Here is a 20,169-nt window from a genome sequence, read left to right as displayed (position 1 = left end):
GCAAGCGTCTGCGTTAGATCTGTGTCTTCAGTGTATAGAGCATTTCCAGCGCTTTTCGCGGTGTCAAGTCGTCCAGGTCAAGTTTTGCCAATTCATCCAGCACCGGATGGGGCAGGCTGGCGAACATATCGCTCTGGTGTGGCGCGTTGGATTTGCTGTTGCTCTTCTTCGGGCTGGCGACCACGGTGTCGTGGGGCAGGGCGGTGGCTTCCAGGCGGCTGAGGTGCTCGCGGGCGCGGGTGATCACGTCGTTCGGCACACCGGCCAACTGCGCCACGGCCAGGCCGTAACTCTGGCTGGCCGGCCCTGGCAGCACATGGTGCAGGAACACAATACGCTCGTTGTGCTCGGTGGCGTTGAGATGCACGTTGGCCACCAGCGGCTCGCTTTCCGGCAGCACGGTCAGTTCGAAGTAGTGGGTGGCGAACAGCGTATAGGCGCGCAGGTGCGCCAGGCGCTCGGCCGCCGCCCAGGCCAGGGATAGGCCGTCGAACGTGCTGGTGCCGCGACCGACTTCGTCCATCAGTACCAGGCTGCGCTCGGTGGCGTTGTGCAGGATGTTCGCGGTTTCGCTCATCTCCACCATAAAGGTCGAGCGGCCGCCGGCGAGGTCATCGCTGGAACCGATCCGCGTGAAGATGCGGTCCACCAGGGACAGCTCGCAACTGGCCGCTGGCACAAAGCTGCCGATATGCGCGAGCAACACGATCAATGCGGTCTGGCGCATGTAGGTGGATTTACCGCCCATATTCGGACCGGTGATCACCAGCATGCGGGTTTCGTCATCCAGCGACAGATCGTTAGCGACAAACGGCGTGGTCAATACCTGCTCCACCACCGGGTGGCGCCCCTGCACGATACGCATGCAGGGTTCGCTGACAAACCGCGGGCAGTTCAAGTCAAGGTTCAGCGCACGCTCGGCCAGGTTGCTCAGCACATCCAGCTCGGCCAGGGCGGCGGCGGTGTCTTGCAGTGGCGCGAGGCGGCTGATCAAGTCTTCGAGCAGTGCTTCATACAGCATCTTTTCCCGCGCCAAGGCACGGCTCTTGGCCGACAGCGCTTTATCTTCGAACGCTTTCAGCTCAGGGGTGATGAAGCGTTCGGCACCTTTAAGGGTTTGACGACGTTGATAGTCGATGGGCGCCTGCTCGGCCTGCTTGCTCGGCAACTCGATGAAGTAGCCATGCACACGGTTGTAGCCTACCTTCAGGTTGGCCAGGCCGGTGCGGGCTTTTTCGCGGGCTTCCAGGTCGATCAGGAACTGCCCGGCGTTTTCGCTCAGGGACTGCAGTTCATCCAGTTCGCTGTCGTAACCGGTCTTGAGCACGCCGCCGTCGCGGATGATCGCCGGCGGGTTGTCGATAATGGCTTTTTCCAGCAGGGCCGCGAGGTCCGGGTAGGTGCCGGTGGTGACGGCCAGCTGTTGCAGGTGCGGCGTGTCCAGTTCGGTCATCGCCGCTTGCAACTGCGGCAGGGCGCCGAGGGCATCGCGCAGGCGCGCCAGGTCGCGCGGGCGTGCGTTGCGCAGGCCGATCCGCGCGAGGATGCGCTCGATATCGCCGATTTCTTTCAACTGCGGCTGCAGCTTTTCGAAGCGATAACCGTCGAGCAGGCAGGTAATCGACGTCTGCCGCGCTTGCAGCACCGTCAGGTCGCGCAGCGGACGGTTCAGCCAGCGCGTCAGCAAGCGGCTGCCCATGGCGGTCTGGCAACGGTCGACCACCGATTGCAGCGTGTTGTCGCGCCCGCCCGCCAGGTTGGTGTCCAGCTCCAGGTTGCGACGGCTGGCGCCGTCGAGCACCACGGTATCGTCCAGGCGCTCATGGCGCAGGCTGCGCAAGTGCGGCAGGGCGGTGCGCTGGGTTTCCTTGGCGTAGCTGAGCAGGCAACCGGCGGCGCCGATGGCCAGGGTCAGGGTTTCGCAACCGAAGCCCTTGAGGTCCTGCACGGCGAACTGCTGGCACAGACTTTTCAGCGCCGAATCACGCTCGAAATCCCACGGCGCGCGACGCTTGGTCCCACGACGACGTTCCGCCGGCAGGTCCTTTGGCCAATCATCCGGGATCATCAGCTCCACCGGATTGATACGCTCCAGCTCCGCCAGCAGGTTCTCCCAGCCTTTGGTCTCCATCACGCTGAAGTTGCCGCTGGTGATATCCAGCACCGCCAGGCCGAACAAGCGCTCGTCGCCGAGCACCGCAGCGATCAGGTTATCGCGACGCTCATCGAGCAGCGCCTCATCACTCACCGTCCCCGGCGTAATAATACGCACCACCTGACGCTCAACCGGCCCTTTGCTGGTGGCCGGGTCGCCGATCTGCTCGCAGATCACCACCGACTCGCCCAGCTTCACCAGCTTGACGAGGTAGCCTTCCAACGAATGGTAAGGAATCCCACACATCGGAATCGACTGCCCCGCCGACTGCCCACGCGCGGTCAGGGTGATGTCCAGCAACTTGGCGGCTTTCTTCGCGTCTTCGTAGAAGATCTCGTAGAAATCGCCCATGCGATAGAACATCAACTGATCAGGGTGCTGGTTTTTCAGGCGCCAGTACTGCTGCATCATTGGGGTGTGGGAGGACAGATCGGAAGTGGTTTTACTCATCAGATAATTAGCGAATTCGTTAAAAGGAGTGGCAAAGGGGGCACTTGGCCCGGCTGATTTTGCGATGGCGGCAAGGTTAACACGCGAGGTCGACCCTTCGCAGGCCTGCTCAAAAGACACGGTGAGTGCATAAAAAATGCATGGTCAATGCAAATTAGCATTTGCCAAGCTTCAAATCTGTCGTCACTATCCGCTTTATGCAAAAACGCAACGTTTCTATCGTCTTAAGAGAACTGCTGGACCGCGACCGGATCTCCCCCACGGAGCTTCACCGGCGTACCGGCGTGCCTCAATCCACGCTGTCCCGGATCCTCAGCGGCAAGATCGTTGACCCTTCGGACAAGCATATTTCGCGCATTGCCGAGTACTTCCGCGTCAGCACCGACCAACTGCGCGGGCGCGCGGCGGTGGGCGTTTCGCGGGATGAAGGGCGCGACCCGATGCATTCGGAACTCAAGGACATAAGCCTGTGGGATGACGACACCCCCGTGAATGACGACGAGGTGTCGATCCCCTTTCTGCGTGAGGTTGAATTGGCTGCTGGATCAGGAAGATTCGTCATCGAGGAAAGCGAGAAGGCCAGCCTGCGGTTCGGCAAGCGCAGCCTGCGGCATAACGGTGTGCAGTTCGACCAGGCCAAGTGTGTGACGGTGCGCGGCAACAGCATGTTACCGGTGCTGCGTGATGGCGCGACGGTGGGGGTGAATGCGGGCAAGAGTGCGATTGGCGACATCGTCGATGGCGACTTGTACGCCATCAATCACAATGGTCAGTTGCGGGTCAAACAGCTCTATCGCCTGCCTTCCGGGATTCGCCTGCGCAGTTTCAACCGTGATGAGCACCCGGACGAAGACTACAGCTTCCAGGACATCCAGGATGAACAGATCAGCATCCTCGGTCATGTCTTCTGGTGGGGCATGTACGCCCGTTAACCTTTTTGCGTAAGACGAAGCCCGCCAATCAGCGGGCTTTTTTTCGTCTGTAGAAAGGCATCAAACCCTTTGTCAGCAAGGCTTCCAATGTATTAGTGCATTTGTTCGGCAAAAATAAATGCATTTGTGCATTGACTGTATATGCATACATGCATATTCTTTGTCTCAAGCCGGCCAACAAGGCTCGGTGGAGGTGGCAAGGATGCTGCCAGGAACGACAAGGAAGGCACGCAACATCGGCACGGACGCCATCGAAGCGATGGCAGGGATGCCAGGTAACACCGGCAAGGATGCCGACGCTCTTTAGTTTCACCGTTTTACAAGAACAGGCAGCGATGAACCGGCCTTGACGGTTCAGAGGGTTGGCAACTGACCCGGGTGTGCAGCGTAAAGCACCAGAAGCAGTTATCCGGCAGACAGGGATCGTGGTCGGAAAAACATTGAGGAAAGATCCGTACCGCGCCAGTAGCGCCGAAAGATCGAGTACCCAGCCTCACCCATACTGACCCTTTTGAAGGCGTCTTTTGTCGCCATGCGGCGTTGCCGCTCAACAACAGCCACTCCTCACAAGAGGATCGTATGGGTGAGGCTGGGCACAGGACCGCATTCCAAAAAGCCCGGGCAACCGGGCTTTTTGGAATGCCTACCTATAAATGGATTTACCCAAACGCCGGCATTTTTCCGGCATTGCTCAGCCAGGAGGCGTGACATGACAAACGAGCAGCAAGCGTTAGCGGAAATGCCTATCTGGCTGGTGATCGTACTGGCGCTGATCGGCGGAGTTTCTGGCGAAATGTGGCGAGCCGACAAGGAGGGCGCCCGTGGTTGGTCGCTGATCCGGCGCCTGGCACTGCGGTCTGGGGCGTGCATGGTCTGCGGGGTCTCGGCGTTGATGCTGTTGTACGCCGCCGGCATGTCGATCTGGACCGCCGGCGCCCTCGGCTGCCTGACAGCCATGGCCGGTGCAGACGTCGCCATTGGCCTTTATGAACGTTGGGCGGCCAAGCGCATTGGCGTCGACGAGGCCCCGCCCTCCCGCCCGGATCAGCAGTAACCGCTGCAAGGACGCGACTGATGACATCTATCGAAAAACCTTCCCAACTGCCCATCGCAATTGGCGAAGCGCTCAAGGGCGCCTTCCCACAATTGCGTGTGGGCAACCACCAGGACTTCCAGGGCACCGGGGATAAAACCGGCGTGCTGATTACCGTGGAACGCAACGGCCCCGGCGTTCGATCCCTTGAAGGGCGTAAGGCCCATGCACTGTCGGTGTCACTCGTGGCCAGGGTTGTCAGTGGTTCGGCGCCTTACGACGCCTGCGACCTGGCCAGTCAATTGATGGATTTGGCCCTCGATAATCGCTGGGGTCTGCCGTCGGACCAGTGTGACCTGCCAAGCGCCATCGTCGCGGCGCCGACCCTACAGGGCAGTGCCGAAACCGACTACGACAGTTGGACAGTGTCCTTTACCCAAAACATCTACCTCGGCCCGCCGATACTCGAAGATCCCACCGGAAAACCGCTGTTTGCCTGCACGTGGGAAGTCTCGAATATCGACGATCCTGACCAATACCGACCTTTGCAGGAGTAGTCCATGTTCGATGCTTTGTTACGCATGCAACTGGGACCGATCGTCGAGCGCCTGGCGGAAATGGAGGCCCAGCTCGAAGACCTGTACCGACGCGCTGAAAGCTTTTGTCGGATCGGCATATGCCAGCAGGTCGACGCCGCCAGCAATACCTGCATCGTCAGCCACGGCGATTTGCTTACCCCGGCAATTGGTTTTTTCAACCCCAGCGCGGGGGCGCAGACCGAAACGCGCATCCCGTCAGTGGGCGAGCAATGTTTGTTGCTCAACTATGGCGGTGGGGAAGGCGCTGCGCAGTCGGTAGCGCTTTTCGGCCTCAACAGTAGCCTGTTTCCGCCGGTCTCCAGCGTTGCATCGTTGACCCGGCGCCGCCACCAGGACGGGACGCAAAGTGACTATGACGACGCCAGCCACACATTCAACTGGACCAACGGGCCCACCGTGTTCAGCGGTTCCCGCGAACAGGTCGAGGCGAAGGTCGGCGCTGCCACGCTGCAGATGAGCGCCAAGCACATCACCTTGCAACTCGGCGCCGTCGGTGTGCTGCTGGATGCCGGCGGCGTGCATTTGAGCGGCCCGCTGGTGGATCACCAAGGCCGCGTGATCAGCACCGCATAAGGATTTGCCATGATCGGAATCGATAGGAATACCGGGGCAGCGGTCGATGACTGGCTGCAATTCGTACAGCGTGCCACCCGAGCGCTGACCACCCCCGTGGGCACTCGCCAGAAGCGCCCGTTGTACGGCTCGCTGATCCCCCAACTGCTCGGGCAGAACCTCGGCGACGACCTCTTGATCCTCGCCCAAAGCCACGCCGCCAAAGCGTTCTACAACGTCGAGAACGGCATCGCCGACTTTCAACCCCAGGTCATCGTCGCCAGTCGTCAGGGCGCCGGTCTGTTGCTGCGGTTTGCCGGCACGTGGAAAAACCGCCAACAATCCTTCGAGGTTATGACATGAGCATGCTGATCCCTGGCCAGAACCAACTGGCGGAGCCGGCTATCATTGCCGTCGACGCGTTCGAGCCGTTGCTGGCGCAATTCAAGGCGTTCGTCATCGACTACGTCGCCGCCCGCGCGCCACAAAGTGCCGCCAAACTCAAGGTCAGCCTCGATAACGAAAGCGAACTGCTGAGCCTGGCCCTGGAAGCGTTTTGCGTGCGTCTGCAAACCCACGAACGCCAGTACAACGCACGCATCAAGCAGATGCTGGCGTGGTGGGCCACCGGCAGTAACCTCGACGCACGCCTGGCCGATATGGGCCTGGAGCGCCAGGTGCTGGACCCCGGCGACCCGGCGGCCTTCCCGCCGGTGCCGCCGACATTGGAAAGCGACGACGACGCACGCTTGCGCTATTACTTGGCGCCCCACGCGCCGGCGGCGGGTTCTCGCATGCAGTATCGCCGCGAGGTGTTCACCCTCGGCGAACGACCTGCGGTTAACGTAGAAAGCGCGACACCGGGTGTGGTCACGGTCACCTATACCTTCGACCCGGATGGCTACGCAGCTCAGGTCAAGGATGGCAGCGGCCGACGCACCGCCCCCGGTGAGGTGATGGTGACGGTGCTGTCCAGGGACGGCGATGGAACCGCTTCCGCCGATTTGCTTGACGGCGTGCGCAGACATTTCGCACGCCCCGATGTACGGCCGGAAACTGATCTCGTCACTGTCCAAAGTGCGCAGATCCAACGCTACAAGATTCGCGTGGTGGCCAAGATCAACGCCGGCCCGGACTCGGGCCTGACCCAAGTGGCCGCGCAACGCTTGCTGCAAACCTACGCCGAATCCTGTCACCGCCTGGAAGGGCGCGTCGACCCGAGCTGGATCGACTACGCCATCCACAGCGCCGGAGCGGCGCAGCTGCAAATCCTCGAACCGCTGGCACCGATTGTCTGCTCGGCGTTCCAGGCGCCGTATTGCACGGGTGTCGAGGTGGAGGTACGCACGCTATGAGTGAGCCCAAACCGAGTCTGTTGCCCGCCAATAGCTCACCGCTGGAGAAAGCGTTGGACCTGGGGTTTGGCAGGTTGCTCGAGCGGATTATGCCGCCGTTTCCGGCCTTGATGAACCCGCTGCAAACACCCTCCGAATTCCTTCCTTACCTGGCCGCCGACCGAGGCGTCAGCGAATGGGACGCGGATGCCAGCGAAACGGAAAAGCGCCTCACCGTGGGCTTGTCCTGGCAGATCCAGCGCCAGGCCGGCACGCCCAAGGCTTTGAGTTATGCGGTGGAGTCGCTGGGTTTCAGCCCCAACATCAGCGCCTGGTATCAACAGCGGCCGCAGGGCTTGCCTTACACCTTCGATGTGCAGGCGATCATCGGGCGCAGTTGGTCCAGCGGTGACCATAACCGATTGATCCGCCGTATCGACGCCGCGAAGAGCGAGCGCGACCAGGCGACGATTACCGTGGTTCACCAGACACAAGCACGCCTTGGCCTGACCGCGATTGTCCACGCCCCGTTTAACGACAGCGAGTTAAGCCTGCAAGGCGCGTTACCCGAACTTGCCTTGGGCGCTCGACTTAACAGTGCTGGCGTTGCCCGGCACTACACCATTAACGACTACGACCTCAGGGCGCAGCCATGACAGATGACATTACGCGCCTGGTGCGCTTCACCTCCAAGGGTTTGGATGAAGTGCTGCAGGCAAAGAACCAGGGCTTGAAAGGCGAAATCACCCACATCGGCGCCGGCACCGGCCGCTACAACCCAGACGGCACGGAAGTGGCCTTGCGTGACGAGCGCCAGCGGGTGGCGATTGTGGATTACGAGGACTTGGGCGAGCGCCAACTCAGGATGGCCGCGCTGTTCGATGGCGATGGCGAGTATGAGATTGGTGAGTTCGGTTTTTACCTCGCCAGTGGGACGTTGTTGGCGGTGTATTCGGTAGCTGGGAAGTTGCTGACGTATAAAGCGGCGGCGGCTCGGGTGCTGCAGAAGTTCACGTTGGATGTTTCGCCGTTGCCGGCGGAGAGCGTGACGATTGTGGTGGGGAGTGAAAACCTGAATGTGTTGCTGGCTGAGGAGTTGGCGGCACTATCGGCAGCGAGTATCGATAATATGGCGCGAGGTGTCGGTTTGTTGTTTCGTGTAATTGAAGGTGAGCGAAAAGTATAGGGTTCCATTAGTCTTGGGACTTATCCGAATTAATGGCTGAGTTTTTTGGTGCTCTGGATACAAAACTTAAGGAGTTATAATTTTGAGTATGGAACAACAGCTTGCTGCCGTCGTCAGTGCGGCTAATAATCTGGCCAGTGTGGTTACTGGGAAAATTGACGAGATAGATGAGGCAATCGCTAATGCTCGATTGGCATACGATTCGCAGCTTTTAGATCTCAAGCGTAAATTGCCACGGTTGGCAGTTACGAAGAATTTTAACTTGTACCCTAATGCTGATGCTACCTTGATTGATGGTTGGGGGATTCATGGCGAGGTTGCCTGCACTAAGCTGCGCTCAATTACGACTGAATCGCAAGCTACCGGGCGTCCGCAAGCGGATGTAGATTTTATGCTAAAAGTCCAAGCAGATATTCGCGAACAGTTTCCAACGTTTGATATTAGGGCGAGTGAATACTGGCGGACCGTTGTGAATGTCTGGCAAATGAAGTGGGCAGCCTCTGGGGTTAGCCCGTGGTTAGCATTTCCTTATACTGTTGACACCGCGCTTTCCAATGGTACGCGTGCGGTTCCTCTAAATTCTTATATAACGCTCGGTGCTTTCGTTCGGGTGTTGGAAGGCAGTGTTACCGGCGCTTGGAGTGTCGGTGCTGAAAAAGGTAAGTGGCGCTGGTGTTCGACGGTCGTTGCCCCGACAGAACTATTTGGTGCTTATTATCATCTTCATCCTATGCGAACTTCATCTTCCGGTGTCATTGAGGTGATGTTGGCGGGAGCATGCACGGGTGTGGTAACCAATCCAGGTGATTGGGGAACTATGTTGGCTTTGAGCTAAGGATATTTTATGAAACCTGTTTTTGTACCTTCAGAACTTCATCCACTTATTAAGTGGCAGGTCATTCGTAGTGCTCGTGATCAGGATTTGTCTGCCAGTGACTATGCGGCTATGCCCGATTATCCAATGCAGGATAAAAATAAATCGGCCTTCCTGGCGTACCGGCAGGGCTTGAGAGATATTCCTGATCAGGGAGGCGATCCTGACGCCGTTGTATGGCCCCCCAAGCCTGAGTTTCTCAAATAAACCAACCGCGAAAGCGGTTTTTTTTCGCCCCCCCAAAGCCCCTCCCGCAGGGGCTTTGGCGTTCTACACCCGGAGATTTTCCCACCATGCCTAACCGCCAAACCTACACCGTCCTAATCCCATTCCCCACCGGCGCCGGCCATTGGTCCACCGCCGGCCAGGAACTGGAACTGCTGGACGTCGAAGCATCCGCCCTGCGCACCGCTGGCCGCTTGGAACTGACCAGCGTCCTCAATACCACCCCCAAGAAGGCTGAATAATCATGGCTGAGGTTTTGAACTTCGAGCACAACGGCATCACTGTGAACGCAACTGAGTCCCCCGAGGCCATGGGCGGCCTTGGCGACAACGTCATCGGCCTGGTCGGCACCGCGCCGAATGCCCACGCGTCGATCCCGAAAAACGCCCCGTTCCGCATCAACAGCTTCACCACCCAGGCGCTGCTGGACCCTACCGGCAGTGAGGCGGGCACGCTGTTTCAGGCGGTGTACCAGATCCTCAAAGTGGTCAAGGTACCGGTCTACGTGGTGATCGTGGAGGAGGGCGCAACCCCGGCTGACACGATCAACCATGTGATCGGCGGTAACGAACCGGTCACCGGGCGCAAACTTGGCCTGGCGGCCCTGAGCAGTGTGCCGGAAGACCTGACCATCATCGGCGCCCCAGGCTTCACCGGCACCAAGGCTGTGGCGAGCGAGTTCGCCGCCTTCGGCAAGCGCATCAAGGCCCGTGTGGTGCTGGATGGCAAGGACGCCTCTGTTGCCGATCAGGTGACCTACAGCGGCGAACTGGGCGGTGCCGATCTCGGTTTCGACCGCTGCCTGCTGGTACACAACATGCCGTCGGTGTACTCCAAGGCCGCGAAGAAGAACGTGTTTCTTTCGCCGTCGTCCCTGGCCATCGCTGCACTGGCCAAGGTCAAGCAGTGGGAAAGCCCGGGTAATCAGGTGACCTTCGCCGAGGACGTTTCCCGCGTGGTCGAGTACAACATTCTCGACACGTCCACCGAAGGCGACCTGCTCAACCGCTACGGCGTGAGCTACTACGCCCGCACCATCCTCGGCGGTTTTTCGCTGCTGGGTAACCGCTCCATCACCGGCAAGTTCATCAGCTACGTCGGCCTGGAAGACGCCATCAGCCGCAAGCTGGTCAAGGCCGGCCAGAAGGCCATGGCTAAGAACCTCACCAAGTCCTTCATGGACCAGGAGGTCAAGCGCATCAACGATTGGCTGCAAACCCTGGTCGCCGACGAAACCATCCCCGGCGGCAGTGTGTACCTGCACCCGGAGTTGAACAGTGTCGAGAAGTACAAGAACGGCACCTGGTTCATCGTTATCGACTACGGTCGCTATGCGCCCAATGAACACATGATTTATCAACTCAACGCCCGCGATGAAATCATCGAGCAGTTCCTGGAGGACGTTCTCTAATGTTTACCAACCGAGTCAGACAGGCCATTGCGGCCACCCTCCAAGGCCTGCCGCTGTCCGCGACCGTGGAAGAGTTCACCCCGCCGAAGATCGAGTTCGACATGGAGTCCATGTCCGGCGGGCGCTTCATTGCCGAGGAAATGGCCAAGAGCGGCAAAGTGCTCAACGCCAAGCTGATCCTGCAAGGCGCCGGCTCGGAAATCATGCTGGCCCTGGGCGTGCGGATGGGGGACGACATTCTGCTGAACGTGCGTGAAGCCGGCCAGGACCAGGACGGCAAGACCTACTTCACCTACCACACCGTGGGCGGCAAGCTCAAATCCCTGGAGGAGGCAAAGCTGAAGATGGGCGAGAAGGCCACCACCACGCTGGAGCTGTCCTGCCGCACCTATAACCGCCTGGAAAACGGCATTTCGGTGATCGACATCGACGTGCGTACCCAGAAGTTCGTCCTCAACGGCGTCGACATTCTGGGCGACGCCCGCCGCGCGGTGTTGATGCCTTAACCCCCGGGGGCGGGCTCACTCGCCCCCATACTTTACCAAGGAATTGCCCCATGGCCTGGATGCCACCGCTGCACCTCCTGCTGGCCCCGATCACCGCCGACACCGGCGCGACGATCGAGCAGGTGCAACTCAAATCGCTGTACTACGCCGCGCAAAAAGACGCGCTGGCCCGGGCCGGTGATGACGAGGACGACCAATTCTTCGAACTGGCGAAACTCGCCACCGGCCTGTCGGAAAAAGAGCTCGACCAACTCAAGCGCCCGGACTACGTGAGCATCGCCCAATACGTACATGAGATGTCGACGCGCCCGGCGTCATTCTTCCTGCAAGCGCCCGAAGCTGCGACCCACGACCAGCCCGTCCACTTGCTGTTGCCCCTCGACGCGGCCGGCCGCACCTGGACCGAACTGCCCCTGGAAATGCCCGCCCTGCGCGCGACCAAAGTGATGAAAAAACTCGCCACCAACAAAGAGCGCGCCGAGTTCATCACCGCCCACTGCACTGGCCTGATGATCCCCGACCTGGCTGGCCTGACCGTGCCTGACTGGACGGAATTGCAGGAGCGCATCGATGATTTTTTAAACAAACCGGCGGACTTCTTTCGGAGCGCGACATCGAAGTAATCCTCGACGTGGTGCCGCTGATTTACTCGGTCAATGAAGCGGAAATCCTCGACTGGGACGCCGGAAAAGCACTGCGCCGCTACGACATCGCGATCACTCGCCTTGGCGTCAAACAGGAGTAGAGCGGGATGCAAGAGACTCAATACGAGATCAGGCTCGCCGAAGAAGACAAGCGCTGGATGACCTTTGCGGCCCTGTCCAACGAGGCGACACTCAACAGTGTGCTGACCCCCCTTCCTGATAGTTTTGTCGGGCCTTCCAGCCTGGATGCCGAACCGCAGCCATCGTCGGAACTCGGCCTGGCGCTGGTCACGGTGAGCCTGGATATCAACGCCTTGACCCTTGAGCAAGTGCGGTTGCGCGAGACGTTGGAAACGCTCAACAGCACATTATTCATTACCAGTGATTCACTGGCGCTCAGGACGGTCGATAGCGCCTCGCAGGCGCAGAACAGTCAACCCAGGGAGCCGCCGCCGGCCGCCGACTCCTGGGTCGACAAAAGCCTGCAGTTCGGGGCCGATGCCGCGAAGACCATTGCCAAGGATGTGGGCTCGAGTTTGTGGGATACGGCCAAGAGCAGGGTCTCGGGCAAGGCCATCGATGCACTGGCGCAAAAGTTTCCCAAAGCCGGCAAGTGGCTCAAAGACGACAAAGACAAGGGCACCGACAAGGACAACGACAAGGACTGCTGCTGCAGCGGCGAGTCTCTTCGTGGCGCCGTTACCCCGAGCATCATCTTGCCGCCTGGCTATGAGCGTTCTGGCGGGAAAAAGACTTCCGCGAAAAAAACCGCCAAGTCGACGCGGTGGCGGGAGTTGCCCGTCCCCCGTGGCCTCGGCCCGTTGAAGTATGCCGACACCGCCATCAATGTGATCCAGGGTATACGCGATGGCGACGCAAAAGCAGTCACCACCGGCCTGTCTACGGCCGGCGGTGCCTGGGCCGGCGCCTCTGCCGGCGCGGCCATCGGCACCCTGGTTTTGCCTGGCATCGGCACGGCTGTAGGCGGCGCAATCGGCGGCTTGCTCGGCAGTGAAGCGGGCGCTTGGCTTGGGGACAAACTGTTCAGCCCCGCTGACCGCCTGCCCGCACCCAATGCCGTCAGCAAGGAACTCAACAGCGCACGCACGGACAACGTGCAAGTCACCCTGGCCCCCAGCATCCAGATCACCGGCGTCAACCCCGCCGATGCCCAGCAGGTGGTCAATCAGGTGATCCAGGCTCTGCAATTCCAATGCCTGCCGATGCTCTCCGACACCCTCGGGGTTCGGCGCAATGCGGCACTGGCCGATCCAGGAGGTGATTGATGCGACAACAGATGGTGCTGGGCGATTTTATTTTTGGGCTGTCCCGTGGGTTTGCCTATTCCTCGCTGACCCGTAACAGTGACGGCGGCTGGGCTGACCTGGCGATTATCGCGAGCAAACCGCAGTCGCGGCAGAACGGCCAGAAGCTGGAAAAACTCACCTTCAGCGGCACGGCGATGTACGGCGTGGGCATGCAACGCCTGGACGAGTTGCGCGCCCTGCAAAATCAACGCGTGCCGCTGCCTCTGGTGGATGGCATTGGCCGCAACTGGGGCCTGTGGCGGATCAATTCGGTGATGGAAACCCAAAGCAACGTGATCGATGACGGTACCGCCATGCTCATGACCTGGAGCCTTGAATTGGAGGAATTCATCAATGCGTAGAGTGCGAAGTATTGCCGGTGATTCGGTCAACCTGCTGCTCTACCGCGAGCTGGGGCGTTGCGATGATGCCGCGGAAGAAACCCTCTGGCGCTTGAACCCCACGCTTGCCGAATACGGCCCGGTGCTACCGGCTGGCGTGTGGGTGATCGTGCCCGAAATGGCTTCGCGGCCGGCGGCGCTGCGCCTCGTTTCGGCGTGGGATTAAGAAGGAGGCTACATGGCTCAGGGATTTACGCCCATTGTGGAGTTCTATGGCGCCAACGCGGCGCTGCTCAATCAACGTCTGATGCACTGGAGCCATACCGACGCGGCGGGCCTTGAGTCCGACCGCCTTGAACTGACGCTCAACATCGAGGGCCTGGAGGGCCTGCCCAGCCTGAGTGGCAAGATCGGTTTGCGTGTCGGTTATCAAGAGTCCGGCTTGGTGGAAAAAGGCGAATTTGTCATTACCCAGCGCACGCCGGTGCTGTTTCCCATGCGCTTGCTGATCGTCGCCACCGCGGCGCCATTCAGCGCGGGCGATGCCAGTGGTTACCGCCAGCGTCGATCCGCCAGTTATGGACCGATCACCCTGGGCGCGCTGTTTCGCCAACTGGTCAGCCGCCACGGCTATTCGCCGCGGGTGGCACCGGCGCTGGAGGGCATTGCGATTGCCCACATCGACCAATCCAATGAAAGCGACATGGCGTTCATCACCCGCCTTGCCAAACGTTATGGCGCCGTCACCAAACCGATCAACGAACTGTACGTGCTCGCCGAGGCCGGGCAGGTCAAGTCACTTTCCGGCCAGCAACTGCCGGACGTGACACTGTCGGTCACCGAGGACAATCGCCCCGGCGATCAAGCATTCATCACCGCCAAGCTCGACGAAACCTCGCGCGCCAAATACCAGGGCAGCCGCGTCACCTGGTGGGATGCCGCCGCGGGCAAGCAGCGGGTGGTTCAGGTCGGGGTTGCGCCCTTCAAGACCTTGCGCCAGCGCTGCCAGAACGAAGCCGAGGCGCGGGCGGTGGCTGAGGGTGAATTGCGCCGCGTGGGTCGTGAAGACCTCAAGCTGCAGATCGATTGTCCGGGGAACCCGCTGTTATCGGCCGAAGGGCTGTTGCTGTTGGATGACACCTGGCCTTCCTACATGCAGGGGCGCTGGTCGATCACCAAGGTGACGCATGTCGGCGACCCGGTGACGGGCTATCGCAGTTCGGTCACGGCCGGCGGGTTGTCGGCGTAGTACCTTTTACGGAGTAGGCACCATGCTGATAACACTGCCCCAGCTTCTTTACATCATGCCGGGCGCTCGCCTCAGCGCGGGCATTTTTCTATCCCCGTTAAATGCGGCATTCGCTCGCTACGCGATCGACAATCCGAAACGCCTCGCCGCCTGCCTCGCCCAGATCGGCCATGAATCCGGCGAATTGCGCTACGTCCGCGAACTCGGCAGCGATCAATACCTGAGCAAATACGACACCGGCCCCCTGGCCGTTCGCCTGGGCAACACCGCCGACGCGGATGGCGACGGCCAGAAGTACCGGGGCAGGGGGCTGATTCAGGTCACCGGGCGTCGCAACTATTTAATCTGCAGCCAAGCGCTGTTTGGCGATGAGCGCCTGCTGCTGCAACCGGAACTGTTGGAACAGCCGCAATGGGCCGCCGAATCCGCCGCCTGGTTCTGGCACAGCAACGGCCTGAACGAACTGGCGGACAACGACCAGTTCACCACCATCACCCGACGCATCAACGGCGGTCTCAACGGCCTGGAGGAGCGTTTGCGCTTGTGGACGCGTGCGAAGGCGGTGCTATGCGTTTCCTAGCGGCCTGGCGCCTGATCGGCGTGTGCCTGTTGAGCGCGCTCGTGTGGCAGGTGCAAGCCTGGCGTTATGGCGCGCAGCTTGAGGCGCAATCGGCGGCCCAGGCGCAGGCGCTCAGCCAGCAAAGCCAGGTAGCTTTGCGCCAGCAACAGGCGCAGCAGGACAAACGGCTGGCGCTTGAGCAACAACTCAGCGCCATCGACCAACAACATGCTCGGGAGTTGAGCGATGCACAACGTCATCAGGCCGCTCTGCGCGATCGCCTGGCCACTGCTGATGTGCGGTTGTCAGTCCTTCTCGACGCCAGCGACAGCGCCAGTGGTTGCGCAATGCCTGCCGCCACCGCCGCCGGCGGCGTGGTTCATGCAGCCCCGCGAGCCCGACTTGACCCGGCGCATGCTCAGCGAATTATCGCCATCACCGACGACGCGGATAACGCCGTGATCGCCTTGCGCGCCTGTCAGGCGTATGTGCGGGCCATCGTGCGTTAGTGTCTTGATGCACACTGCAACTTGCATGGCCGATGGGCTCATGTAGGGTAGGCCAATGCCCGCTCATTCCAGGAGACCTCCGTGAAAGAAATCACCCAACTGGCCGCTGAACTGGGTCGACGCCTACAGGTGCTCAATGCCCACGTCACCACCGCCGAGTCCTGTACCGGCGGCGGCATCGCCGAAGCCATCACGCGCATACCGGGGAGTTCGGCGTGGTTCGAGGCGGGATATGTCACCTATTCCAACCGGCAGAAAACTCGGCAGTTGGATGTGCCGGAGGCACTGTTCGGCAAAGTGGGGGCGGTCAGCCGCGAGGTGGTGGAGGCCATGGTCAGGGGCGCCCAGGAAAAAAGCCTGGCGCGCTTTGCCGTGGCGGTCAGCGGCGTGGCCGGGCCCGATGGCGGCTCGCCGGAAAAACCGGTGGGCACGGTATGGCTGGCGTTCGGCGTGGGTGACGAGGTCACGGCCGAGCGCCAGCACTTCCCCGGCAACCGCGATGAGGTCCGCCGACAAACGGTAAAGGCCGCGCTAGAGGGCTTGTTGCGACGAGCTGCAGCAGAAATAGAAAATCAGGGGTAGGCGATCTCCGATCTTTGTGGAACAATACTGTCTACTTATACAGGTGTTGGCCGTCAGGCCTTATTGATTACGTGAGGACTTTAATGGACGAGAACAAGAAGAAAGCCTTGGCTGCGGCCCTGGGTCAGATCGAACGTCAATTCGGCAAGGGTGCCGTAATGCGTATGGGCGATCACGACCGTCAGGCGATCCCGGCTATTTCCACTGGCTCTCTGGGTCTGGACATCGCGCTCGGCATTGGCGGCCTGCCAAAAGGCCGTATCGTTGAAATCTACGGTCCTGAATCTTCCGGTAAAACCACCCTGACGCTGTCGGTGATTGCCCAGGCGCAAAAGATGGGCGCGACCTGCGCGTTCGTCGACGCCGAGCACGCCCTGGACCCTGAATACGCCGGCAAGCTGGGCGTGAATGTTGACGACCTGCTGGTTTCCCAGCCGGACACCGGTGAGCAAGCCCTGGAAATCACCGACATGCTGGTGCGCTCCAACGCCATCGACGTGATCGTGGTCGACTCCGTGGCGGCCCTGGTGCCAAAAGCTGAAATCGAAGGCGAAATGGGCGACATGCACGTCGGCCTGCAGGCCCGTCTGATGTCCCAGGCGCTGCGTAAAATCACCGGTAACATCAAGAACGCCAACTGCCTGGTGATCTTCATCAACCAGATCCGGATGAAGATCGGCGTCATGTTCGGCAGCCCGGAAACCACCACCGGTGGTAACGCGCTGAAGTTCTACGCGTCGGTCCGTCTGGACATCCGCCGTACCGGCGCGGTGAAGGAAGGTGACGAGGTTGTCGGTAGCGAAACCCGCGTCAAAGTCGTTAAGAACAAAGTGGCCCCGCCATTCCGTCAGGCTGAGTTCCAGATTCTCTACGGCAAGGGTATCTACCTGAACGGCGAGATGATCGACCTGGGCGTGTTGCACGGTTTTGTCGAGAAATCCGGTGCCTGGTATGCCTACAACGGCAGCAAGATCGGTCAGGGCAAGGCCAACTCGGCCAAGTTCCTGGCGGACAACCCGGATGTCGCCGCCGCGCTTGAGAAGCAGATCCGCGACAAGCTGCTGACCCCCGCGCCGGACGTGAAAGCTGCAGCCAACCGTGCGCCGGTTGACGAAATGGAAGAAGTCGACACTGACGTCTGAACCAAACGATGACCGTTGTGCTGGATACACTCGTCGCCGTTCGGCGCACTGCGATGGACCTGCTCGCGCGTCGCGAGCATGGTCGAGTCGAACTGACGCGTAAACTGCGTCAGCGCGGTGCGTCCGCTGAGATGATCGACACTGCCCTCGACCGGTTGACGGAAGAAGGGCTGTTGTCGGAAGCCCGTTACCTCGAAAGTTTTGTGTCCTACCGAGCGCGCTCCGGCTACGGCCCCGCGCGAATTCGTGAAGAGCTGAGCCAGCGCGGCCTGCAACGCGCCGACATCGACCTCGCCCTGCGCGAGTGCGGTATCAGCTGGCAGTCACAGCTGGAAGATACCTGGCGTCGCAAGTTTTCTGGGCATCTTCCGATTGATGCCCGGGAACGCGCGAAACAAGGGCGCTTCCTGAGTTATCGCGGGTTTTCGATGGAAATGATCAACCGGTTGTTCAGCGGTCGGGACATGGACGACTGAACAACGCAAAAAATAAAAGGCCCGCTATGAAAATAGCGGGCCTTTTTTTTGCTCAAAAATCACGCCGGCTCCGGCGCCACCCGTTGTTGTGTCTTGCCCTGAGCCTGCGCCCAGTTCTCCGGCAAGTTGATGTAATCCACCAACTCCCGCAACCGGCCCTGATCACGCCCGTTGAAGTTGAACACCAGTCGCGTCAGATGACTGAACTGCGGCTCGTCGTGCTCTTCTCCGGTGTAGGCGAGCTGCTGGAAGTCTCCACTCAGTCGCAGGCTAGCGAACTCTTTTTGCACCTGAGCCAGCGCCCGCTCACTGAGCGGATGATTCATGCGTATCACAAACTCACGCTTCAGCCAGCGGGTAGAGTGGAAGTTGGCATAGAACTGGTTGATCTCGTCCACCGCGTCTTCAGCGCTGTACACCAGGCGCATCAGCTTCAGGTCGGTGGGCAGGACATAGCGATTGGCTTCCAGCTGGCTGCGGATAAAGTCCAGGGCGCCTTGCCAGAAACCGCCACCTGGTGCATCGAGTAACACCACCGGCACCAGTGGGCTCTTGCCGGTCTGGATCAGCGTCAACACTTCAAGCGCTTCATCCAGGGTGCCGAAACCGCCGGGGCACAACACCAGCGCATCGGCCTCCTTGACGAAGAACAGCTTGCGCGTAAAGAAGAAGTGGAACGACAGCAGGTTCTCGGTACCGTCGATGGTCGGGTTGGCATGCTGTTCGAACGGCAGGGTAATGTTGAAGCCCAGGCTGTGCTCCAGGCCGGCACCTTCGTGGGCGGCGGCCATGATCCCGCCGCCGCCGCCGGTGATCACCATCAGATCGGAGCGCGCCAGTGCCGCGCCCACTTCCCGGGCCAGGGCATAGATCGGGCTTTCCACCGGCGTGCGCGCCGAGCCGAATACCGTGACTTTGCGCCGCCCCTTGAACTGTTCCAGCACGCGGAAGGCGTGGTCCAGTTCGCGGATGGCTTGCAAGGTGATTTTGGCGTTCCAGCGGCTGCGGTCGTCCTGTGCCATGCGTAGCGCGGTGAGGATCATGTCGCGGTAAAGGGGGATATTCGGGCTGTTGGGTGCGATCAACTGGAGTTGAGCTTCGACCTGCTGCGTGAGGTCGACCCCGTTTGCTTCAAAATGCTGGAGCAGGCGGTCATTCGGTTCGTAAGGCATTCAACTTCTCCTTCTTCACAGAGCCTGGGCGGGCGGCGAAATATTCGTCCGTGGCCACGACACTGCATGTGTCGCTGCATGCCCATGGCATTGCACGGTGTTCGCCAAGCGGCAAAGCGCGACTCTGTATGTTCCTTGTGATTTAAAAACCTTTGCACTGCACATGGCAGGAGGACAACTCTGTTTTGCCCTGAAAATGTTACAGAACAGCATGGGAACTGGGCTGAGCGGGTTGTGGGAATGAGACGATCATGGGCCGAAAAACCCTTGGCTGGCAACCGCTTATTGGTCTCACGTCACAGCGTGCAGCGTTCGGCGGCAAACACAAACGAGGGAATTGCGCGCCACTGGACAGCAGCGCGCGGGGGGCATGCGCGAGTTACTTTTTCTTCTTCGCCGCAGTCGGTGCCGGGCAGTCTGCTTCGACGAATTTCACCGAAGCCACCGGGCGGTTGGTCTTGTTTTCGGTGATCTCGTAGCGCATCACCGCGCCCTTGGCCATCAGCTCGCGGTAGCCGTGGTTCAGGCACACGCTTTGTCCGAGCTGGAAATACACCGCCTTGGGGTTGGCACGCATCTGTTCGGCACGATCAGGCTGCACGCTGAGGTGATCGATCAACTGCATGCCTTCAACGGTGTAGGCCACTTCCAGGGTTTTTTCATCGATTTCCCGGGGCAGGTCTTTGTTGCTTTCAGCCGCGACGCTTTGCAGCTTCTTGTTCATTTGGGCCTCCAGCAGCGAGGCCGCCTGGGCGCCAACAGGCAAGACCAGCGCGAGGGCGACGGATGGGGCGACAAGACGCAGCATGGAACGCAGCATGAAACTCTCCTGATTCGGTTACTGGTGCATAGACCAGCCACTGGGCTGTGCGTTCAGTGGCGCGCAATTATAGGTGAGCCCTGGCCGGTACAGCCAGGCGTATTGCTGGGA

26 protein-coding genes are annotated in these 20,169 nt (G+C 60.3%); 23 read left to right on the top strand and 3 right to left on the bottom strand.

Features of this window, described 5'->3' with window-relative positions; translation table 11 throughout:
• Positions 1 to 13: 13 nt before the first annotated feature.
• Positions 14 to 2,605, bottom strand: coding sequence for a DNA mismatch repair protein MutS (mutS, locus tag C5F70_RS18405; protein WP_026139756.1), 2,592 nt, complete (start codon positions 2,603 to 2,605; stop codon positions 14 to 16).
• A gap of 197 nt (positions 2,606 to 2,802) precedes the next feature.
• Here mutS and C5F70_RS18400 point away from each other — a divergent pair, with 197 nt between their 5' ends.
• The 23 genes from C5F70_RS18400 (at position 2,803) to recX (ending at position 18,066) form a co-directional block, all read left to right on the top strand.
• The gene (locus tag C5F70_RS18400) at positions 2,803 to 3,537 is read left to right on the top strand and encodes an XRE family transcriptional regulator (RefSeq protein ID WP_026139757.1); all 735 of its coding nucleotides are present in this window, start codon (positions 2,803 to 2,805) and stop codon (positions 3,535 to 3,537) included.
• 709 nt (positions 3,538 to 4,246) lie between these two features.
• Positions 4,247 to 4,591 (top strand): phage holin family protein, encoded by a 345-nt coding sequence (locus C5F70_RS18395; RefSeq protein WP_017844641.1) that lies wholly within the window; start codon positions 4,247 to 4,249, stop codon positions 4,589 to 4,591.
• Between the two features lie 20 nt (positions 4,592 to 4,611).
• Positions 4,612 to 5,127: a hypothetical protein gene (locus tag C5F70_RS18390; protein WP_104903831.1), complete on the top strand. Its 516-nt coding sequence runs from the start codon at positions 4,612 to 4,614 to the stop codon at positions 5,125 to 5,127.
• Between the two features lie 3 nt (positions 5,128 to 5,130).
• Complete coding sequence (locus tag C5F70_RS18385) at positions 5,131 to 5,742, top strand: phage baseplate assembly protein V (RefSeq protein WP_102617348.1); 612 nt, start codon at positions 5,131 to 5,133, stop codon at positions 5,740 to 5,742.
• A 9-nt stretch (positions 5,743 to 5,751) separates the two neighbouring features.
• Positions 5,752 to 6,084: a phage baseplate protein gene (locus C5F70_RS18380; RefSeq protein WP_017844644.1), complete on the top strand. Its 333-nt coding sequence runs from the start codon at positions 5,752 to 5,754 to the stop codon at positions 6,082 to 6,084.
• Positions 6,081 to 7,076, top strand: coding sequence for a baseplate J/gp47 family protein (locus tag C5F70_RS18375; RefSeq protein ID WP_017844645.1), 996 nt, complete (start codon positions 6,081 to 6,083; stop codon positions 7,074 to 7,076). Before C5F70_RS18380 ends, C5F70_RS18375 begins: the two co-directional genes overlap by 4 nt.
• Entirely contained in the window at positions 7,073 to 7,711 is a 639-nt protein-coding gene (locus C5F70_RS18370) for a phage tail protein I (RefSeq protein WP_104903830.1), read from the top strand. Before C5F70_RS18375 ends, C5F70_RS18370 begins: the two co-directional genes overlap by 4 nt.
• Positions 7,708 to 8,241 carry a hypothetical protein gene (locus tag C5F70_RS18365; protein ID WP_104903829.1) on the top strand — a complete coding sequence of 178 codons (534 nt, stop codon included), beginning with the start codon at positions 7,708 to 7,710 and terminating at the stop codon, positions 8,239 to 8,241. The genes C5F70_RS18370 and C5F70_RS18365 overlap by 4 nt, the downstream gene beginning before the upstream one ends.
• An 88-nt stretch (positions 8,242 to 8,329) precedes the next feature.
• Positions 8,330 to 9,076, top strand: coding sequence for a hypothetical protein (locus C5F70_RS18360; protein ID WP_256588431.1), 747 nt, complete (start codon positions 8,330 to 8,332; stop codon positions 9,074 to 9,076).
• 9 nt (positions 9,077 to 9,085) lie between these two features.
• A complete protein-coding gene (locus C5F70_RS18355; protein WP_104903827.1) occupies positions 9,086 to 9,322 on the top strand; it encodes a tail fiber assembly protein in 237 nt (78 codons plus the stop codon).
• A gap of 86 nt (positions 9,323 to 9,408) precedes the next feature.
• On the top strand, positions 9,409 to 9,582 hold the full coding sequence (locus tag C5F70_RS30850) for a hypothetical protein (protein ID WP_177410562.1): 174 nt from the start codon (positions 9,409 to 9,411) through the stop codon (positions 9,580 to 9,582).
• 2 nt (positions 9,583 to 9,584) lie between these two features.
• Positions 9,585 to 10,751, top strand: a complete 1,167-nt coding sequence (locus C5F70_RS18350; RefSeq protein WP_017844650.1) for a tail protein — start codon at positions 9,585 to 9,587, stop codon at positions 10,749 to 10,751.
• Positions 10,751 to 11,257, top strand: coding sequence for a phage major tail tube protein (locus C5F70_RS18345; protein ID WP_104903826.1), 507 nt, complete (start codon positions 10,751 to 10,753; stop codon positions 11,255 to 11,257). Before C5F70_RS18350 ends, C5F70_RS18345 begins: the two co-directional genes overlap by 1 nt.
• 50 nt (positions 11,258 to 11,307) lie before the next feature.
• Positions 11,308 to 11,880, top strand: coding sequence for a phage tail assembly protein (locus C5F70_RS18340; protein WP_104903825.1), 573 nt, complete (start codon positions 11,308 to 11,310; stop codon positions 11,878 to 11,880).
• Between the two features lie 128 nt (positions 11,881 to 12,008).
• Positions 12,009 to 13,187 (top strand): hypothetical protein, encoded by a 1,179-nt coding sequence (locus tag C5F70_RS18335; RefSeq protein ID WP_104903824.1) that lies wholly within the window; start codon positions 12,009 to 12,011, stop codon positions 13,185 to 13,187.
• Positions 13,187 to 13,570, top strand: coding sequence for a phage tail protein (locus C5F70_RS18330; protein WP_046484905.1), 384 nt, complete (start codon positions 13,187 to 13,189; stop codon positions 13,568 to 13,570). The genes C5F70_RS18335 and C5F70_RS18330 overlap by 1 nt, the downstream gene beginning before the upstream one ends.
• Positions 13,563 to 13,775 (top strand): tail protein X, encoded by a 213-nt coding sequence (locus C5F70_RS18325; RefSeq protein ID WP_017844656.1) that lies wholly within the window; start codon positions 13,563 to 13,565, stop codon positions 13,773 to 13,775. The genes C5F70_RS18330 and C5F70_RS18325 overlap by 8 nt, the downstream gene beginning before the upstream one ends.
• Positions 13,776 to 13,787: 12 nt before the next feature.
• Positions 13,788 to 14,798 carry a contractile injection system protein, VgrG/Pvc8 family gene (locus C5F70_RS18320; RefSeq protein ID WP_079442964.1) on the top strand — a complete coding sequence of 337 codons (1,011 nt, stop codon included), beginning with the start codon at positions 13,788 to 13,790 and terminating at the stop codon, positions 14,796 to 14,798.
• 22 nt (positions 14,799 to 14,820) lie between these two features.
• Positions 14,821 to 15,378, top strand: a complete 558-nt coding sequence (locus C5F70_RS18315) for a glycoside hydrolase family 19 protein (protein ID WP_017844658.1) — start codon at positions 14,821 to 14,823, stop codon at positions 15,376 to 15,378.
• Positions 15,366 to 15,866, top strand: coding sequence for a lysis system i-spanin subunit Rz (locus C5F70_RS18310; protein ID WP_017844659.1), 501 nt, complete (start codon positions 15,366 to 15,368; stop codon positions 15,864 to 15,866). The genes C5F70_RS18315 and C5F70_RS18310 overlap by 13 nt, the downstream gene beginning before the upstream one ends.
• 81 nt (positions 15,867 to 15,947) lie before the next feature.
• Complete coding sequence (locus C5F70_RS18305) at positions 15,948 to 16,448, top strand: CinA family protein (protein WP_017844660.1); 501 nt, start codon at positions 15,948 to 15,950, stop codon at positions 16,446 to 16,448.
• Between the two features lie 83 nt (positions 16,449 to 16,531).
• Positions 16,532 to 17,590 carry a recombinase RecA gene (gene recA, locus C5F70_RS18300; RefSeq protein ID WP_017844661.1) on the top strand — a complete coding sequence of 353 codons (1,059 nt, stop codon included), beginning with the start codon at positions 16,532 to 16,534 and terminating at the stop codon, positions 17,588 to 17,590.
• Positions 17,591 to 17,598: 8 nt separating this feature from the next.
• Positions 17,599 to 18,066: a recombination regulator RecX gene (gene recX, locus C5F70_RS18295; RefSeq protein ID WP_017844662.1), complete on the top strand. Its 468-nt coding sequence runs from the start codon at positions 17,599 to 17,601 to the stop codon at positions 18,064 to 18,066.
• Between the two features lie 59 nt (positions 18,067 to 18,125).
• On the opposite strand, the gene C5F70_RS18290 is transcribed toward recX, so the two are convergent.
• Complete coding sequence (locus C5F70_RS18290; protein WP_104903823.1) at positions 18,126 to 19,238, bottom strand: TIGR00730 family Rossman fold protein; 1,113 nt, start codon at positions 19,236 to 19,238, stop codon at positions 18,126 to 18,128.
• Between the two features lie 379 nt (positions 19,239 to 19,617).
• A complete protein-coding gene (locus tag C5F70_RS18285; RefSeq protein WP_017844664.1) occupies positions 19,618 to 20,058 on the bottom strand; it encodes a PA3611 family quorum-sensing-regulated virulence factor in 441 nt (146 codons plus the stop codon).
• Positions 20,059 to 20,169: the final 111 nt, after the last annotated feature.

Origin of the sequence: Pseudomonas sp. LH1G9 (genome assembly GCF_002949975.1) — a bacterium.
Taxonomy (GTDB): Bacteria; Pseudomonadota; Gammaproteobacteria; order Pseudomonadales; family Pseudomonadaceae; genus Aquipseudomonas; species Aquipseudomonas veronii.
Note: the sequence above shows the minus strand (reverse complement) of the source record. Positions and strands in the feature narration are given on the sequence as shown.

Bases quoted from the DNA above. Each gene is read 5' to 3' on its own strand.
- mutS (WP_026139756.1), bottom strand. From the start codon at position 2,605: ATGAGTAAAACCACTTCCGATCTGTCCTCCCACACCCCAATGATGCAG.
- C5F70_RS18400 (WP_026139757.1), top strand. From the start codon at position 2,803: ATGCAAAAACGCAACGTTTCTATCGTCTTAAGAGAACTGCTGGACCGC.
- C5F70_RS18395 (WP_017844641.1), top strand. From the start codon at position 4,247: ATGACAAACGAGCAGCAAGCGTTAGCGGAAATGCCTATCTGGCTGGTG.
- C5F70_RS18390 (WP_104903831.1), top strand. From the start codon at position 4,612: ATGACATCTATCGAAAAACCTTCCCAACTGCCCATCGCAATTGGCGAA.
- C5F70_RS18385 (WP_102617348.1), top strand. From the start codon at position 5,131: ATGTTCGATGCTTTGTTACGCATGCAACTGGGACCGATCGTCGAGCGC.
- C5F70_RS18380 (WP_017844644.1), top strand. From the start codon at position 5,752: ATGATCGGAATCGATAGGAATACCGGGGCAGCGGTCGATGACTGGCTG.
- C5F70_RS18375 (WP_017844645.1), top strand. From the start codon at position 6,081: ATGAGCATGCTGATCCCTGGCCAGAACCAACTGGCGGAGCCGGCTATC.
- C5F70_RS18370 (WP_104903830.1), top strand. From the start codon at position 7,073: ATGAGTGAGCCCAAACCGAGTCTGTTGCCCGCCAATAGCTCACCGCTG.
- C5F70_RS18365 (WP_104903829.1), top strand. From the start codon at position 7,708: ATGACAGATGACATTACGCGCCTGGTGCGCTTCACCTCCAAGGGTTTG.
- C5F70_RS18360 (WP_256588431.1), top strand. From the start codon at position 8,330: ATGGAACAACAGCTTGCTGCCGTCGTCAGTGCGGCTAATAATCTGGCC.
- C5F70_RS18355 (WP_104903827.1), top strand. From the start codon at position 9,086: ATGAAACCTGTTTTTGTACCTTCAGAACTTCATCCACTTATTAAGTGG.
- C5F70_RS30850 (WP_177410562.1), top strand. From the start codon at position 9,409: ATGCCTAACCGCCAAACCTACACCGTCCTAATCCCATTCCCCACCGGC.
- C5F70_RS18350 (WP_017844650.1), top strand. From the start codon at position 9,585: ATGGCTGAGGTTTTGAACTTCGAGCACAACGGCATCACTGTGAACGCA.
- C5F70_RS18345 (WP_104903826.1), top strand. From the start codon at position 10,751: ATGTTTACCAACCGAGTCAGACAGGCCATTGCGGCCACCCTCCAAGGC.
- C5F70_RS18340 (WP_104903825.1), top strand. From the start codon at position 11,308: ATGGCCTGGATGCCACCGCTGCACCTCCTGCTGGCCCCGATCACCGCC.
- C5F70_RS18335 (WP_104903824.1), top strand. From the start codon at position 12,009: ATGCAAGAGACTCAATACGAGATCAGGCTCGCCGAAGAAGACAAGCGC.
- C5F70_RS18330 (WP_046484905.1), top strand. From the start codon at position 13,187: ATGCGACAACAGATGGTGCTGGGCGATTTTATTTTTGGGCTGTCCCGT.
- C5F70_RS18325 (WP_017844656.1), top strand. From the start codon at position 13,563: ATGCGTAGAGTGCGAAGTATTGCCGGTGATTCGGTCAACCTGCTGCTC.
- C5F70_RS18320 (WP_079442964.1), top strand. From the start codon at position 13,788: ATGGCTCAGGGATTTACGCCCATTGTGGAGTTCTATGGCGCCAACGCG.
- C5F70_RS18315 (WP_017844658.1), top strand. From the start codon at position 14,821: ATGCTGATAACACTGCCCCAGCTTCTTTACATCATGCCGGGCGCTCGC.
- C5F70_RS18310 (WP_017844659.1), top strand. From the start codon at position 15,366: ATGCGTTTCCTAGCGGCCTGGCGCCTGATCGGCGTGTGCCTGTTGAGC.
- recA (WP_017844661.1), top strand. From the start codon at position 16,532: ATGGACGAGAACAAGAAGAAAGCCTTGGCTGCGGCCCTGGGTCAGATC.
- recX (WP_017844662.1), top strand. From the start codon at position 17,599: ATGACCGTTGTGCTGGATACACTCGTCGCCGTTCGGCGCACTGCGATG.
- C5F70_RS18290 (WP_104903823.1), bottom strand. From the start codon at position 19,238: ATGCCTTACGAACCGAATGACCGCCTGCTCCAGCATTTTGAAGCAAAC.
- C5F70_RS18285 (WP_017844664.1), bottom strand. From the start codon at position 20,058: ATGCTGCGTTCCATGCTGCGTCTTGTCGCCCCATCCGTCGCCCTCGCG.